The organism is Thalassobaculum salexigens DSM 19539 (assembly GCF_000423805.1).
Taxonomy (GTDB): domain Bacteria; phylum Pseudomonadota; class Alphaproteobacteria; order Thalassobaculales; family Thalassobaculaceae; genus Thalassobaculum; species Thalassobaculum litoreum.
Genome location: NZ_KE384094.1, coordinates 84,811 through 99,408 on the forward strand (window position 1 = coordinate 84,811; position 14,598 = coordinate 99,408).

General features: G+C 69.5%; 14 protein-coding genes. 6 read left to right on the forward strand and 8 right to left on the reverse strand.

Going from position 1 to position 14,598, the window contains the following annotated elements:
* Nucleotides 1-50: 50 nt before the first annotated feature.
* The 4 genes from G578_RS26620 (at nt 51) to G578_RS0115640 (ending at nt 4,564) form a co-directional block, all read left to right on the forward strand.
* Nucleotides 51-1,010 (forward strand): flagellar biosynthesis protein FlhF, encoded by a 960-nt coding sequence (locus G578_RS26620; RefSeq protein ID WP_051244909.1) that lies wholly within the window; start codon nt 51-53, stop codon nt 1,008-1,010.
* Nucleotides 1,011-1,030: 20 nt separating this feature from the next.
* Nucleotides 1,031-1,825: a MinD/ParA family protein gene (locus G578_RS0115625; protein ID WP_093152916.1), complete on the forward strand. Its 795-nt coding sequence runs from the start codon at nt 1,031-1,033 to the stop codon at nt 1,823-1,825.
* A 276-nt stretch (nt 1,826-2,101) separates the two neighbouring features.
* Nucleotides 2,102-3,823 (forward strand): hypothetical protein, encoded by a 1,722-nt coding sequence (locus G578_RS29905; protein ID WP_169400866.1) that lies wholly within the window; start codon nt 2,102-2,104, stop codon nt 3,821-3,823.
* Nucleotides 3,824-3,847: 24 nt separating this feature from the next.
* Nucleotides 3,848-4,564 (forward strand): HAD family hydrolase, encoded by a 717-nt coding sequence (locus G578_RS0115640; protein ID WP_028795036.1) that lies wholly within the window; start codon nt 3,848-3,850, stop codon nt 4,562-4,564.
* Between the two features lie 72 nt (nt 4,565-4,636).
* Here G578_RS0115640 and G578_RS0115645 read toward each other — a convergent pair whose 3' ends face one another.
* Together G578_RS0115645 and G578_RS0115650 are read right to left on the reverse strand one after the other, a co-directional pair.
* On the reverse strand, nt 4,637-5,176 hold the full coding sequence (locus tag G578_RS0115645) for a peroxiredoxin (RefSeq protein WP_028795037.1): 540 nt from the start codon (nt 5,174-5,176) through the stop codon (nt 4,637-4,639).
* A gap of 154 nt (nt 5,177-5,330) precedes the next feature.
* Nucleotides 5,331-6,014 carry a GntR family transcriptional regulator gene (locus G578_RS0115650; protein ID WP_028795038.1) on the reverse strand — a complete coding sequence of 228 codons (684 nt, stop codon included), beginning with the start codon at nt 6,012-6,014 and terminating at the stop codon, nt 5,331-5,333.
* A gap of 97 nt (nt 6,015-6,111) precedes the next feature.
* Between G578_RS0115650 and G578_RS0115655 the strand changes: the two genes are divergently transcribed.
* Nucleotides 6,112-7,302 (forward strand): benzoate/H(+) symporter BenE family transporter, encoded by a 1,191-nt coding sequence (locus tag G578_RS0115655; RefSeq protein WP_028795039.1) that lies wholly within the window; start codon nt 6,112-6,114, stop codon nt 7,300-7,302.
* 9 nt (nt 7,303-7,311) lie between these two features.
* Here the strand turns inward: G578_RS0115655 and G578_RS0115660 are convergent, their stop codons facing one another.
* Complete coding sequence (locus G578_RS0115660; protein WP_051244910.1) at nt 7,312-8,337, reverse strand: isopenicillin N synthase family dioxygenase; 1,026 nt, start codon at nt 8,335-8,337, stop codon at nt 7,312-7,314.
* Between the two features lie 82 nt (nt 8,338-8,419).
* Nucleotides 8,420-9,442, reverse strand: coding sequence for a DUF6635 family protein (locus G578_RS26625; protein ID WP_156907354.1), 1,023 nt, complete (start codon nt 9,440-9,442; stop codon nt 8,420-8,422).
* A 151-nt stretch (nt 9,443-9,593) separates the two neighbouring features.
* Between G578_RS26625 and G578_RS28560 the strand changes: the two genes are divergently transcribed.
* On the forward strand, nt 9,594-11,309 hold the full coding sequence (locus G578_RS28560; protein ID WP_028795041.1) for a hypothetical protein: 1,716 nt from the start codon (nt 9,594-9,596) through the stop codon (nt 11,307-11,309).
* 9 nt (nt 11,310-11,318) lie between these two features.
* Here G578_RS28560 and G578_RS0115675 read toward each other — a convergent pair whose 3' ends face one another.
* From G578_RS0115675 to G578_RS0115690, 4 genes are all read right to left on the reverse strand, one after another.
* On the reverse strand, nt 11,319-12,110 hold the full coding sequence (locus G578_RS0115675) for a DUF1194 domain-containing protein (protein WP_028795042.1): 792 nt from the start codon (nt 12,108-12,110) through the stop codon (nt 11,319-11,321).
* 165 nt (nt 12,111-12,275) lie between these two features.
* Nucleotides 12,276-13,667 carry an NAD(P)/FAD-dependent oxidoreductase gene (locus tag G578_RS0115680; protein ID WP_028795043.1) on the reverse strand — a complete coding sequence of 464 codons (1,392 nt, stop codon included), beginning with the start codon at nt 13,665-13,667 and terminating at the stop codon, nt 12,276-12,278.
* On the reverse strand, nt 13,667-13,957 hold the full coding sequence (locus G578_RS0115685) for a (2Fe-2S)-binding protein (protein WP_028795044.1): 291 nt from the start codon (nt 13,955-13,957) through the stop codon (nt 13,667-13,669). The genes G578_RS0115680 and G578_RS0115685 overlap by 1 nt, the downstream gene beginning before the upstream one ends.
* Complete coding sequence (locus G578_RS0115690) at nt 13,954-14,598, reverse strand: LysE family translocator (RefSeq protein ID WP_028795045.1); 645 nt, start codon at nt 14,596-14,598, stop codon at nt 13,954-13,956. Before G578_RS0115690 ends, G578_RS0115685 begins: the two co-directional genes overlap by 4 nt.

Genomic DNA, 14,598 nt, shown 5'->3' on the forward strand with positions numbered 1-14,598 from the left:
CCGCGACAGAAGCGGGCGGTACAAGGAATGAGCGGGGCAACGACTAACGCATGCGTCTAAAGACCTTCACCGCAGCCTCGATGAACGAGGCCATGCAGCTCGTCAAAACCCATCTGGGTCCGGACGCGATCATCGTGTCGACCCAGAAGGGCGAAGGCGGGATCGGCGTGCGCCTGACCGCCGCGATCGAGGCGCCGGAGGAGGAGGACGCCTGGGACTACGACGAGGATCATATCGACCCGATCGACGAGATCGTCGAGGCTCTGACCCATCACAACGTCATCGCCGAGCTGTCGGAGAAGCTGACCCGCATCGCCGGCTCGCTGGATGCCGACGACGCCAAGCTGGCGCTGGCCGGGGCGCTGGACCAGCACTTCAAGTTCCAGCCCCTGCCGGTCACCGGCACCCGGCCGATCGTCCTGGTCGGCCTGCCCGGTGCCGGCAAGACGGTGACCACGGCGAAGCTCGCCACCCGTCAGGTGATGAAGAAGAAGCCGGTCAACGTGATCACCACCGACATGGTGCGCGCCGGCGGATACGACCAGTTGGAGGCCTTCACCCGGCTGCTGAAGATCGACCTGCTGACGGCCGGCACCTGCGACGAGCTCAGCGACGCGGTCGCCGCCAGCGCGCCCGGCACCCTGACCCTGGTGGACTGCGCCGGCGGCAACCCGTTCGACCCGGAGGATCTGGAGCACCAGCGCCGCTTGGTGGAAGGGCTGGACGCCGAGATGGTGCTGGTCATGGCCGCCGGCACCGACCCGCTGGACGCGATCGACCAGGCCCGTGCCTATGCCCGCATCGGCGCGCGGCGGCTGATCGCCACCCGGCTCGACATCGCCCGGCGCCTGGGCTCGGTCCTGGCGGCGGCCGATGCCGGCCGCCTTGCCTTCGCCGAGGTCGGCATCGGTTCCGGGGTCGCCGACGGCCTTGGTCCGCTCAACCCGGTCTCTTTGGCGCGACTCTTGCTTCCCAATGAACACTCGGCCCGCGAGGAAGCGGCAGAATGACGGTTAGGAAAGGACCTGCGATGGTTCCCAGTGACGCCCCCGCGGTAACGGGTGGCAAGCTTCAGAAGGCGACTAACCTGATTGCGGTGGCCTCCGGCAAGGGCGGCGTCGGCAAGACATGGTTCTCCGTCACGCTGTGCCACGCCCTGGCGCGGATGGGTCGCAAGGTCCTGCTGTTCGACGCCGATCTCGGCCTCGCCAACGTGGACATCCAGCTCGGGCTGATGCCGCAGCGCGATCTGGGCGGCGTGCTGTCCGGCCGCCTCACCCTGGCCCAGGCCAAGGTGCGCTACGACGACGGCAAGTTCGACATCATCGCCGGGCGCTCTGGGTCCGGAAACCTCGCCCAGCTCCCCTCGGCCAAGCTCGCCAGCCTCGGCACCGAGTTGGTGCAGCTCTGCACCGGCTACGACACCGTGGTGATGGACCTGGGCGCCGGGCTCGACCGCACCGTGCGCATGCTGGCCGCGCGGGCCGGCACCTGCCTGGTGGTCACCACGCCGGAGCCGACCTCCCTCACCGACGCCTATGCCTTCGTGAAGGTGGTCCTCGGCGCCGACAGCACGGCCGACGTGCGCATCGTGGTCAACAACGCCGATACCCGCGGCGAGGGTCTGAAGACCTACGAGACGCTGCGCAAGGCCTGCCAGAACTTCCTGCATGTCACGCCGCCGATGGCCGGGGTGATCCGCCGCGACCGCAAGGTGTCCGACGCCATCCGCGCCCAGGTGCCGCTGCTGACCCGCGCGCCGACCTCCGACGCCGGCAGCGATGTGGAGCGCATCGCCGACGGCCTGATCCACGGCGACGACTGACCGCGCAGCGATGAGCCCGGCACCATGACCGACGGGGCATCCGCGCCCCCTCCCCTCCCGCCGGGCTCCGGCTCGACACCGGCGGCCACGAATACGCCCGCCCAGGGTCAGCCGACCCAGAACCCGGCGACCCAGAACCCGGCGACCCAGAACCCTTCAGCGCAGCAGGGCCAAGGCGCCGCACCGCAACCCGCCAGCAGCAACGCCCAGGCACAGCAGCCGCTGCCGCCCGATCTCGCCCGCGCCCAGCCGGGCACCGTGATCGAGGCCGAGGCAGTGACGCGCAACGCCGACGGCAGCGTCACCCTGCGTACCGCGCAGGGCGACATCCGCGCCGACCTCGCCCGCGCCCAGGTGGCCGAGCTTCTTCGCAACGGCGGCCGGGTCACGGTGGAGTTGCGCAACCCCACCGCCGCGCCGCCGCAGCTCGTCGTGACCGTCCGCCCCGGGGGCGTCGCCCAACCGGCGGTCTCAACCGGCGCCAGCACGCCGTCGCCGACAGTGCCGCTGACCGTCGGTCGCATTCTCCAGGCCGTCACGGTCCCGGGCCCCGCCGCGAGCCCGGCGGGACAGGTGCCGACCGCGCCCCAAGGCCAGGCTCCCGCCCCGGCCGGCACACCGGCTGCCACCGCGCCCCCGGCGCCCGGCGCGGGCGCCGCCGCTGCGGCCGGTCAGGGTGCCGCGCCGACGCCGGGGCAGATCCCGGCACAGGCGCCGGCACAGACCCCGGCGCAATCGCCAACCCAGCCTCCGGCCCAACCCTCCGCGCAACCGCCGAGCGGGCAGGGCATACCGCCAGCCTCTTCCCCGGCAACCTCTTCCCCAGCGACCTCGACCACGCCGAACGCCCTCGCCGTCCAGTCGGCCTATCGCAACGCCCTGGGACTCACCGGCCGGGCGGACCAGGCCCCGCCCGCATCGACAGCGCGCGGCGCGCCTGCAGCCGCGGGGGCGCCGGCGGGCGCTTCCTCGGGCGCCGGCCTCGCCGCGGCGACGGTGCCGAGCGCGCCGGGCGGCTCGCAGCTTCCGGTCGGTGCGGTGGTGACGGTCCGCGTGCTCGCCACCGGCCAGGACGCCGCTCGTTTCGTCGGCGCACGCAGCGACGGCCCGACCCCGTCCGCAAGCGGTGGCGGCGCGTCCACCCTGCTCTCGGGCACCGTTTCCGGCGTGACCCAGTCGGGACGTCCGGTGATCGCCACGCCGTTCGGGCATCTGGCGATCAACGCCACCAGCGACCTGCGGATCGGCGACCGCGTCGCATTGGACGTGCTCGCCAGCCGTGTCGGCGAAATGCCCACGGCCGAGCGCCCGGCCCCCCTGTCGGTCCTGGCCCGCGAATGGCCAGCCCTGGAAGGCGCCATGCGTGCCCTGCAGGAGGCCCTGGGTCCGCAGGCTGCCGCGCAGATGACCCAGGCGATGGTCCGCCCCTCGCCGCAGATGACCGCCGCCATGCTGTTCTTCATGAACGCCCTGAAGGCCGGCGACATGCGGTCCTGGTTCGGCAATGAGGCGTCCAGGGCGCTGGAGAGTGCGGGCCGCGGCGGCCTGCTGTCGACGCTGGCCGAGGATTTCCAGACGCTGCAGCGCGCGACCGAACCCGGCGACAACGGCTGGCGCGCGTTTCTCGTCCCCGTCCTCGGCGAGGAGAAGCGGCCGATCCGGGTACTGACCCGGGGCCGCAGACGCGGCGACCGGGGCAAGGACGGCGGTGCCGGCGACGACGGCACGGCCTTCCTGGTCGATCTGGAGCTGTCGCGGCTCGGCCCGTTCCGGCTCGACGGGCTGGTCCGCAACGACCTGATCGACCTGTGGATCCGCACCACGAAACCGTTGCCCCCCCTGGTGCGCCATGACATCAAGGCGCTGTTCGACGGAACCCTGGACCGCACCGGCATTCAGGGCCGCCTCGCCTTCAAGGCGACCCCCGTCCTGCCGCCGCTGCCGATCGCCGATCTCCAGGCCGGGGCCGCGGGCGACACGGAGTCGCTGTTCGCCTGACCGACCTGTGACGAAGGATCCTCCATGGGCCTGCCGACCGCCATTCTGTTCGACCTGGACGACACGCTGATCTCCGCCCACCTGCACCCGCGCAAGGCCTGGACGAAGGCGCTGCAGAGCCTGGACGGGTTGCCCGGCGACCCCATGGCGGAAGACGCGGCCACGGCGATCCATACATCGGCAAAATGGTACTGGTCCGATGCCGAGCGTCATCGTGTCGGGCGCCTCGACATTCTCACCGCCCGCAAGACCATCCTGACCAGGGCGTTCAAGGAGATCGGCTGGGCCGAGGACGAAGATCTGATCGACCGACTAGGCCGCCATTTCACCGAGCAGCGAACCAACGACACCAAGCTGTTTCCCGATGCGGTCGAGACTCTGGACGGCCTCGCCCAGCGCGGCGTGCGGCTCGGCCTGATCACCAACGGCAATGCCATCGAGCAGCGCGCCAAGGTCGACCGTTTCGAACTGGCCCGGCATTTCCACCATATTCAGATCGAAGGAGAGGTCGGCTTCGGCAAGCCGGAGGAACGGGCCTACGCCCATGCCCTGGAGAAGCTGGGAACCCCGGTTGAGGAGACCTGGATCATCGGCGACAACCTGGACTGGGAGGTCGTCGTTCCCCAGCGCCTGGGCTTCTATTCGATCTGGCGCGATCCCATCGGCAAGGGCCTGCCCGACGGCAGCGAAGCGAAGCCGGACCGCATCGTCACGCGGCTGGCAGAACTGCTGGAAGACTGATACGGCCGCCCGACATGCAAACGGGGGCGCCGAAGCGCCCCCGTCGATCTTGAGCCGGTCGCGTCGCGCCAATCAGGCGGCGGCGGCCTTTTCCTGAACGGCCTTCAGGATGGTCTGCGGCGAGCTCTCGCCGTACGGGTCGGTCTCGCACAGGTCGGAGTGACCCGGCTCCTCGAACCACATCTCGACGACGCCGTCATTGACCACCGCGCCGTAGCGCCAGGACCGCATGCCGAAGCCCAGATTGTCCTTGGCGACCAGCATGCCCATCTTGCGGGTGAACTCGCCGGAGCCGTCGGGGATCAGACCGACCTTCTCCACGCCCTGGGACTTGCCCCAGGCGTTCATGACGAAGGCGTCGTTGACCGACAGGCAGTAGATCGCGTCGATGCCGGCGGCCTTGAAGTCGTCGTACAGCTTCTCGAAGTCCGGAAGCTGGTAGGTCGAGCAGGTCGGGGTGAAGGCGCCGGGCAGCGAGAACAGCACAACGCGCTTGCCCTTAAAGTAATCGTCGCTCGACACGTCCTGCCAGCGATACGGATTCGGGCCCTCGATGGACTCGTCACGCACGCGGGTCCTGAACGTCACCGACGGAACCTTACGGCCGATCATATATCCCTCCATTGGATCGTAATCTGGACAGGTAATGTCAGGCACTACCAGATTGGAACGTGTCTAACCTCTACGATCCGCTCCGTCGAGGGCGGAAATGTCGCACTGCAAAAAATTGAACAGGCCCTTGTAAGATAATGTGAAGCATCTGATTTCACCGATCAAAGAAGCGGGCGCTGTCTTCGGCGGCGACATCGATGTGGCGCTGCAGCACGACTGTCGCGGCCTCGATGTCGCGGGCCGCCGCCGCGGCCACCATGGCGAGATGATCGTCCTGGGACATGCGGTCCCGGCCCATCATCGCCAGGTGAAACCGCAGATAACGGTCGTGCTCCGTCAGTTGCCGCTCCACCAGGCGAAGCAGTTTCGGACTGCCGGCATGGGCATAGAGCGAGAGATGGAAGCGCCGGTTCAGTTCACCCAGGCGCCCGTGGTCCGACTCGCGGTCCATGTCGGCGATCAGATCCTCCGCCCGGTCGAGATCATCGCGCGTCAGATGCGGAATCGACCGGGCGAGAGCGACCGGCTCCAGCGCCCGGCGGATCAGGTACGTGTCCGCCTGGTCCTGGGCCGAGAGTTCCGCCACCACCGCACCCTTGTGGGGCGTGAATTCCAACAGGGCCTGCGCCTCGAGCTGGCGCAGCGCCTCGCGCACCGGCATCCGGCTGACATCGAAGGCGGCGGCCAGCGCCTCCTGGCGCAGCGGCGTGCCCGGCGGAATGCGCCCATCCAGGATGGCGGTGCGCAGCGCCCGCTGAACGAATTCCGAGGCGGTGCGCGGGCGGTCGCCACCGCCGGCGACCAGGGCGGCGAAGTCGAACCCGTCCTCGGTACTCATGCGGCTATATCCATCTGTTGATTGGATCCAATGTTAAGTCTACGCTCCGCGGGACCGTTGTCAAATCCCGCGCCGCCACGTCCTCCGGGGACCGCTCATGTCCGACACGCCCACCGCTCCCCCACCCCGCGCGTCCGCCGCCGTGCCGATCTCGGCCGGTCTGCTTACGGCCATCGTCGGGTTCGCCAGTTCGTTCGCGGTCGTGTTGGCCGGCCTGCAGGCCGTGGGGGCGACGCCGGAACAGGCCGCCTCGGGCCTGATCGCCCTGTCGGCGGGACAGGGCCTGCTGATGATCGTGCTGGCCTGGCGCAGCAAGCTGCCGCTCAGCTTCGCATGGTCGACGCCGGGGGCGGCTCTGCTGGTCTCCACCGGCATGCCCCATGCGGGGTTCGCCGAAGCGGTCGGCGCCTTCCTGGTGGCGGCAGGCCTGATCGTGGCGGCGGGCCTGTGGCGGCGGTTCGGCCAGGCGGTGGAAGCGATCCCGACCAGCCTGGCCAGCGCCATGCTGGCCGGCGTTCTGCTGAACCTCTGCCTGGCGCCGATCGAGGCGATCGAGGCTTTCCCCTGGCAGGCGGCGGCGATCATCGTCGCCTGGGCGGTGACCCTGCGTTTCGCCCGGCTCTACGCGGTGCTGGCGGCGGTGGTGGTCGCGGCGGTGGTGATCCCGCTCTCCACGCCGCTGCCCGAGGGCATAGTCGAGACGGCATGGCCGGTTCCGGTCCTGGTGATGCCGACCTTCAGCCTGGACTCGATCATCGGCATCTCCCTGCCGCTTTTCCTGGTCACCATGGCGTCGCAGAACATCCCCGGCCTCGCCGTGCTGAACGCCAACGGATACCGGCCGGCCGCCTCGCCTCTCTTCGTGACCACCGGGGTGGCCAGCGCCGTCACCGCCTTCTTCGGCGGGCATATGCTGAACCTGGCGGCGATCACCGCGGCCCTGTGCGCGGGGCCCGACGCCCATCCCGACCCGAAGAAGCGCTACATCGCCTCGCTGACCGCCGGCGGGTCCTACATCGTCATCGCCCTGCTGGCCGGCATCGCCGCAGCCTTCGCCACGGCGTCGCCGCCGCTGCTGATCCAGACGGTGGCCGGGCTGGCCCTGCTCGCCAGTCTCGCCGGTGCCGCAGCCTCTGCCCTGTCCAAACCGGACGAGCACGTCCCCGCCATCGTCACCTTCGTGACGACCGCGTCAGGCCTGTCGATCCTCGGGATCGGCGCGGCCTTCTGGGGCCTGCTAGCCGGCGGGGCGATGCTGGCGCTGCTCAAGTTGGGAAAGAGCGCGTAGCCGTCGCAGCTAGAGCGCCGCCTTGTCCTGTCGGTAGGTAAAGGTCGCGTCGAACCGCGACTGCAGATACGGCCCGGCCAGGACGGGGGCGAATTTCGGCGCCTCGCCCGGGATCTCGCAGCTCGGCAGACAGGCGATCTCCGCTTCCCAGTTCGGATCGAAAAAGAACGGCATCGAATACCGCTCCTTGCCCGACACGTTGATCACCCGGTGCGGCGTGGCCTGGAACCGGCCGTTGGTCCAGCGCGCCATCTGGTCGCCGAGATTGACCACGAAGGCGCCCGGCACCGGCGGTGCGGAGATCCACTCGCCCTCGGTGTTGCGCACCTGCAGCCCCCCATTGGCGTCCTGGGCCAGGATGGTCACGCAGCCGTAGTCGGTATGGGCGCCGCAGCCGATGGTCTTCGCCGCCACATGCCCGCTCTGGGGCGGGTAGTGCAGCAGGCGGAGCTGGGCCAGCGGCCGGTCGATCTTATCTGCGAAGAAGTCCGGCTCCAGATCCAGGGCGATGGCGAAGCCGCGCATCAGCCGCGCGCCGAGCCGGCACAACGCGTTGAAATATCCGTCCGCTGCCGCCCTGAAGGACGGATCGCCCTGCGGCCACTGGTTGGCGCCGTGCAGCGGCAGCCCGGCCAGCACCTCCGGATCGTCGGGGCCGAGATCCCGGCCGATGTCGAAGCCTTCCTTGAGGTCCGCCGTCATGGCGGGGTCGGTATTCTCCTCGAACAGCGGGAAGTAGCCGCGATGCACCGGCCATTTGCCGATATGCACCGCCATCTTCTCGTCCTGCGGGCGGTCGAAGAACGCCCGGGCCTGGGCGAACATGCCGTCGATCATCGCCTGGGGGATGCCGTGGCCGGTCACGTAGAGGAAGCCGACCCGCTCCGCGGCGTCGCGCAGCTTCGCGGCCACTGCGGCCTCGTCGCTGCCGTCCACCAGCGTGGAGATGTCGATGACGGGGATGCTGTCGAACGCGACCTCCCGCCCCTGCAGATCCTCGGAAAGCTCAACTTCCGCCAACGCACCCGAACCCATGGCACACCTCCGGCCGACCGACGCTGTCGTTCAGTACACACCCGCGAGGGATGCGGCGCCAGGGGCAATCCGCGCTCCGGCCTCAGGAGCCGGTGGCGATCCGATGGGCGATGCGCACCACGTCGACCGCGTCCACGAGGCGGGCAACGTAGTGGTCGCGGGGCGAGAAGGCGGCGGGGCCCTCGCCGCGGAAGTTCTTCTCGATCGTGTCCAGCATCCGGTTCATCCGGCGCCGGTGCATGCCGAAGGAGCGCTGCAGCGGATCGGCCAGGATGCCGGCGAAGGCGGCGACGATGGCCCCGACCGCCGCCAGGGACGCCACGGTCGTGCCGACCAGCATCGAACTCGCCGCCGCCGGAAAGGCGCCGTACCAAGCCCCGCCCAGGGTCGCGCCCAGGGGGAATGTGGAAACCGCCATGTGCTGCGCCAGCATGCCTGCCAGCACCGGGCCGAGAGTCCACACGCTCGGCGTGATCTGATGGGCGGCGGCATAGCCGACCCCGGTGGACATCATCGCGCCGACCAGATCGGAGGCGGCCGCCCGGGTGCCGGTATAGGCGGCCAGCGTCTCCTCCACCCGGTGCCGCACGTCGGGATCCTCCGCATGGCGGGCGATCTCCGCCAGAGGCTCGCCCAGGGCGTGGTGCAGCCGGGGATCGGCGAACATCGCCTCCGCCAGAGCGTCGCGGGTGGAGACGCGCTCGCCGTCGGTATAGGGCAGTTCCAGGAACTCCGTCCAAAGCCGCCATTCCAGCTCGCGATCGACAGAGGTGCGCAGCAGCAGACGGCGGGTCTTCATCCAATGGCCCGCCCGCCGTGCACCGACCCGCTCGGCGACCATGCCGGACACGTTGATCGCCAGCTGCGGCGGCACCAGCGCCACGTTCAGCGGCGCGCGCAGGAGGTCGTAGCCGAACGCGTTGCGGTGCAGCCGGGCCGACCCCTTCCAGCCGTAATGAACGTCGATGAAGTCCTTCACCCGCGCGCGGCGGCTCTCCACATACCGGGTGATCGCGTCGTCTACGACGGATCGGGCCGTCGACGGGTCGAAGGGCAACCCTGCGGCGTTCGGTATGGCCAGCGGTGAGCTCGGCAAGTCCTGCATGATGTGTAGATGGCAATTCCGGGGCGCGGGTCAATAAGCGCCGACGTTTAGAGCGCTATTTCGTAAAATGCGAACAATTCCAGGCAATTGCTATTTTTCCACCGTGGCGTAAGCTTTGCATGGGAGATCCGCGGGACACGCGGAGTGGGACATGGCTACGAAAGTCGAGATATTCGAAATCCATCTTGAGCGCGACGGGCAGTGGCGCATCGATTCCAGCGCGCATAGCCAGCCCGAAGCCGAAGACCTCGCCAAGAAAGTCCTGAACCGTCAGGGCGTGACGGGCGTCCGTGTGATCAAGGAGACGACGCGGGGCAGCACCGCCCGCGAGCAGGTCATCTTCGAAAAGACCAAGAGCGGCGGCAGCGACAAGATCCTGGTCGGAGAGGTGGACAGCGCGCCGCTCTGCGAGGATGCGGACGCGCTGTTCGGCTCCGACGGGCGCCTGGTCCTGAACCGCCTGTTCCGCAGCTATCTCGACAAGAACGGCGTCACCGCCAGCGAGGTGATGCACGAATTCCGCGAGCTGCGCCGGCTGATGGACGCCGACACCCTGATCATGTCCGGCGTCGGGAAGGTCGCCTCCCTGCAGGCCAAGGCGTACCCGCAGGCCGGCGACGCGGCGGCCCGGCGCGACGCGCTGTTCGGCTTCCTGGACGCCCTGTCCGACCGGGCCCACACGGCGGCGGCAAAGACCCTGCCGACCATCGCCAGGGACGGCTACGAGGCCGTGGTCGACAAGCTCTCGGCTCTCACGAGCGACGAGGACTGCGCCTATCTGATCCGCGTCGCAATCGCCCGGGAACTGGTCCAGCAGCGCTCGTATTTCGGCAAGCTGAGCCAGGCGGTGGCCTGGGCGACCCCGAGCGAGAGCAGGCTCGGCCGGGAAGCGGCGGACATCTATATCTCCGACACGCTGTGCAACGGCGAGACCCTGCAGGATCTGCTCGGCCCCCAGAACAATCTCGCCGACGCGCTCGGCGCGCTGATCGAGCTGGCCCACGGATCCTTCGATGCGGCTGCCGAGGGCAAGCCCGATGACGCGCCCGAAGCCACGGCGGGCCGACTGACCGAGCTGTTCGCCTCCGGCGCGTTGCCCGAGAGCAAGATCGTTCTGGTGGACCGGATCCGCCGCCAGATGGAAGGCAAGTCGACCCTCTCCCGCGAGGACGGCGGGGAGGAGGAGGCGCTGAAGGGACTGATCGACCGCCTGATGCCCGTGGACTCCCTGCTGGGCGGCGGCCAGATGGCCGAGGCGCTGACCCACCGGCAGTCGCGGATCATCAACCGTGGTGGGGTGAACGGGCTGCGGGAGGCGACGGGCCGCCTGCTCCCGACCTTCGGGGACCCGGTGCGCAAGGCGGCCTACCTGATCTCCCTGTCGGAGAGTTCGCTGGCGCAGATCATCGGGGACGAGATCGCGACGCAGCTCGAGGGGCTGTTCGTGCGACCGGACTCGGTGAAACAGATCATCCGCGACAACCGTCCCCCCAACAAGAAGATGCAGACGGTCACCGCCGTCTATCACAAGTTCCGGAACTCCTCGCTGGACGACACGCTGAAGACGCGGATCATCAACCGGCTCGATCATCTGCTGGCCCGCTACATCACCGAGGACAAGATCCTCGACAAGCTGGACGATCCGAGCCGGCCGCTGCATGTGCGGGCCTTCATGCTGCTGTCCATGTGCAGCCCCGACATGCTGCCCGAGGGCGAAGCCTCGAAGCTGGCCCGTGCCATCGTGGTGAAGCACCTGCGCCGCAAGAACTTCGAGTCCGAACTCGTGGCGCACGTCCCGGGACCGGAAAGGGAACGCGTGCTCCGCGACTTCCACGTCCAGCTCTACCGCTGCGGCTTCATGCAGTAGGGGCGGCCTTCAGGGGTCGAACGGATAGCGGCGCAGCCACTCGCGGAGCTGCTTCTCGCCGATCATGCAGTCGTAGCCCTGCACCCGCTGGACCCATGGCCGGCGCGGCGCCAGCCCGGCGATCTCGAGCACCAGCTTGCGGCGGATCGCCCGGCCGAAATCGGCGAAGCCGTCCGCGGCGAGCACGAAAGCCGCCTGGCCGGTGATGACGCATTCCTCGAAATAGATGTCCAGGTCCTCCAGAACCGGAAAGCCGAGCGGGCCGGGGTCGTAGTTCAGGATCACCAGACCGTTGATGCCCACCCCTCGCTCCGCCGCGCGGCCGCGGGCGGTCAGGATGGGCATGCCGTTGTTGTTCGGCCCGTCTCCGGAGATGTCGATGATGCGCCGGCGACCCGAATAGCCGTTCCCGTCGAACATCGGCAGGACGTGCTCGATCACCCCGCTGATGGAGGTGCGGCGTCCGGTATGGGGCCACCTGACCTCCAGCTCGGCCAGGAACCCGGCCGCCGCAGCCGCGCCGTCGATGATCCGCCAGTCGACGACCGTGCGCGCCGTCCCGAGGCCGGCCCATTCCACATAGGCGAGCGCGATCCGTCCCAGCGGTCCCGAGGTGACCGCGGCGATCACCTCGTCGCTGGACAGGGCGGCGACGTATCCCTGGCGCTGGAGCATCGCCTCGGAGGTGTCGATCGAGCCGGAGACATCGACGGCAAGCACCAGTTCGAGATCGACGGCCTCCTCCGCCCGCGCCGACACGGCGGCACACAGCATCGCCAGGATGAGCAACGCACGGACCATGTCTCCATTGCAGGGGAAGCCACAGGGCCTGTCCAGCGGAAGCTGGTGCCACCGGAACCGGTGCTCCTTGCGAACCGACCGTCATCCCGGCGAGCCCCCTGGCCCGACCCGCGGGTCTACCGGGCCAACGACGACACTGGAAACAAGACCTTCGGCCCGGCAGGCCTACTCCACCAGCGCCGCCATTTCCTCCACGGTGACCGGCTTGGCCGGCGGGCGGATGTGGTAGTAGCCGACAGCGCCCGGCGCCATGGCCTTGGCCTCGGCCAGCACCTCGGTGACGGTGTGCCCGCACATCCGGCCCTGGCAAGGCCCCATGCCCGCACGGGTATAGGCCTTGAGCTGGTTCGGTCCCTGGGCGTGATCCGCGACCTTGCGGATATCGGCGGCCCGGACCTCCTCGCAGCGGCACACGGTGGTCGCATCGGCCATGCGGCCGATCCAGTCCGGCGGCGGAAACATGGCGTCGAGGAAGCGGCGCAGCCAGCGCTGGCCGGTCAGCCGGTTGAGATCCGGTGCCGCGCGCAGGTCGCGTTCGGCCTCGGCGATCCGTCCCAGGGCCAGGGCCACCGTCGCCGCCGCCACCCGGCCCGACGCCTCGGCCGCCTCGGCCCCGAGGATGCCGCCGCCGTCGCCGGCGACATACACGCCGGGCGCCGAACTCGCGCCATAGGCATCCAGCACCGGCCGGAAGCAGCGCTGTCGGGGATCCCAGTCATGGACCGCCTCGACCAGCCGGGGAAGCTGCGGGTTGGGGATGACGCCCTCATGCAGGGCCAGCGCATCCGCCGCGATCTCGCGGGCGACGCCGCTCGCATCGGTGAAGCGGACCGTCCGCAGTGCGCCCTCGCCCTCGGCCCGGATACCGGTCACGCCACGCCAGACCTCGCGGGCGGCCCGGCCATAGACGGCACGCAGCCTGCGGCCTTTCAGGATGGCCCGACGGGCGCCGACCGTCGCCAGCGGCAGCCACAGCATCGCCCGGTTCAGCCCGCCCGGCGGAGTGGTGTCGAGGATCGCCTCGATCCGGATGCCGGCGGCAAAATACTGGCTGGCGAGCAGCATCAACAGCGGTCCGCTCCCGGCCAGAACGACCCGGCCGCGCGGAAAGATCCCGGACTGTTTCAGCACGGTCTGCAACGCGCCGACCGTGGTCACGCCGGGCAGGGTCCAGCCGGGGATCGGCACCGGACGTTCCATCGCCCCGGTCGCCAGCATCACGGCGCGGGCATTGACCTTCTGCGCCTTTCCCTCTTCCGACCAGACGACCTGGCGCCCCTCGGTCCGCGTCATCGGACCGATATGCCAGACGGTCGCCCCCTGGCGCCGGTCGACGGCCGACGCGGCCCGGGCCAGCGTCCGGCCGTGCGCGTAGTCGCGGCCGAGGAAGGCGAGATCGGCCGGCCGCTGGTCGGTCACCCGCTCCACATTACGGTAGATCTGCCCGCCCGCCGACGGCTGTTCGTCCAGGATCAGCGTATCGAGCCCCAGCGCATGGGCCGTCGCGGCGGCACTGAGCCCGGCCGGGCCGGCGCCGATGATGACGAGGTCGCGCATCACCCCTCTCCCTGCTGGGTGGCGACGACCATGCCGTTACGGACGGGCACCAGACAGGCCTGGCGGTCGGCAACGCCGTCGATCTCCACCAGGCATTCGAAGCAGACGCCCATCTGGCAATAGGGTGCGCGCGGCTCCCCGGTAACGGCCGAGCATCGGATCGCCTGCCGGCCGGCTGCGAGCAGGGCCGTGGCAACGGTGTCGCCGTCGCGGGCGGCGATCCGCTGGCCATCGACGGTCAGGGTGACGGCGGCGGCCTTGGTCGGACCGGCAAATCGGGCAAAGGTCATTTCGCACTCTCAGGAGCCTCGCCGGCGGCGACGAGCGCCCCGAGGCCGATCAGCACCGCCCCCGACACCTTGTCCATCCAGCGGGCGAACCAGGGGTTGGCGGACAGTCTGCGGGCGACGCCGCCGGCGGCGAAGGCAATCAGGACGTCGGAGGGAATGGCAGTGAACACCACGATCAGGCCCAGGATCAGGCTCTGCGCCGTCACCGAACCGGCGGCCGGGTCCACGAACTGCGGCAGCAGGGCGAGAAAGAACAGCGCGGTCTTCGGGTTCAGCACCTCCACCAGAATGCTCTCCCGGTAGATCTTCCCCATGGATTTCGCCGGCACCCGGCCCACCGGCACGATCAGGCCGCCGGCCTCGCGGAAATGCTGGATGCCGAGCCAGATCAGGTAGGCCGCCCCGGCCCATTTCAGCACGGTGAACGCCTCGGCCGAGGCCATGACGATCGCCGACACCCCGAGGGTCGCGGCGGCGACATGGGCGAAGGAGCCGGTGAACAGTCCCGCGGCCGCGACCACCCCGGCGCGCGGCCCCTGGCTGACGCTGCGGGCCATGATGTAGAGGTTCGACGGCCCGGGCGACAGGTTCAGCAGCACGGCGGCCACGGTGAAGACGATCAGCGTGTCGAGCGACGGCAT

Excerpts from the sequence above, each read along its gene's own strand:
- G578_RS0115645 (WP_028795037.1), bottom strand. The coding sequence starts at position 5,176 with ATGATCGGCCGTAAGGTTCCGTCGGTGACGTTCAGGACCCGCGTGCGT.
- G578_RS28560 (WP_028795041.1), top strand. The coding sequence starts at position 9,594 with ATGGCTACGAAAGTCGAGATATTCGAAATCCATCTTGAGCGCGACGGG.
- G578_RS0115650 (WP_028795038.1), bottom strand. The coding sequence starts at position 6,014 with ATGAGTACCGAGGACGGGTTCGACTTCGCCGCCCTGGTCGCCGGCGGT.
- G578_RS0115685 (WP_028795044.1), bottom strand. The coding sequence starts at position 13,957 with ATGACCTTTGCCCGATTTGCCGGTCCGACCAAGGCCGCCGCCGTCACC.
- G578_RS0115675 (WP_028795042.1), bottom strand. The coding sequence starts at position 12,110 with ATGGTCCGTGCGTTGCTCATCCTGGCGATGCTGTGTGCCGCCGTGTCG.
- G578_RS0115690 (WP_028795045.1), bottom strand. The coding sequence starts at position 14,598 with ATGCCGTCGCTCGACACGCTGATCGTCTTCACCGTGGCCGCCGTGCTG.
- G578_RS26620 (WP_051244909.1), top strand. The coding sequence starts at position 51 with ATGCGTCTAAAGACCTTCACCGCAGCCTCGATGAACGAGGCCATGCAG.
- G578_RS0115640 (WP_028795036.1), top strand. The coding sequence starts at position 3,848 with ATGGGCCTGCCGACCGCCATTCTGTTCGACCTGGACGACACGCTGATC.
- G578_RS26625 (WP_156907354.1), bottom strand. The coding sequence starts at position 9,442 with ATGCAGGACTTGCCGAGCTCACCGCTGGCCATACCGAACGCCGCAGGG.
- G578_RS0115625 (WP_093152916.1), top strand. The coding sequence starts at position 1,031 with ATGGTTCCCAGTGACGCCCCCGCGGTAACGGGTGGCAAGCTTCAGAAG.
- G578_RS0115660 (WP_051244910.1), bottom strand. The coding sequence starts at position 8,337 with ATGGGTTCGGGTGCGTTGGCGGAAGTTGAGCTTTCCGAGGATCTGCAG.
- G578_RS0115680 (WP_028795043.1), bottom strand. The coding sequence starts at position 13,667 with ATGCGCGACCTCGTCATCATCGGCGCCGGCCCGGCCGGGCTCAGTGCC.
- G578_RS0115655 (WP_028795039.1), top strand. The coding sequence starts at position 6,112 with ATGTCCGACACGCCCACCGCTCCCCCACCCCGCGCGTCCGCCGCCGTG.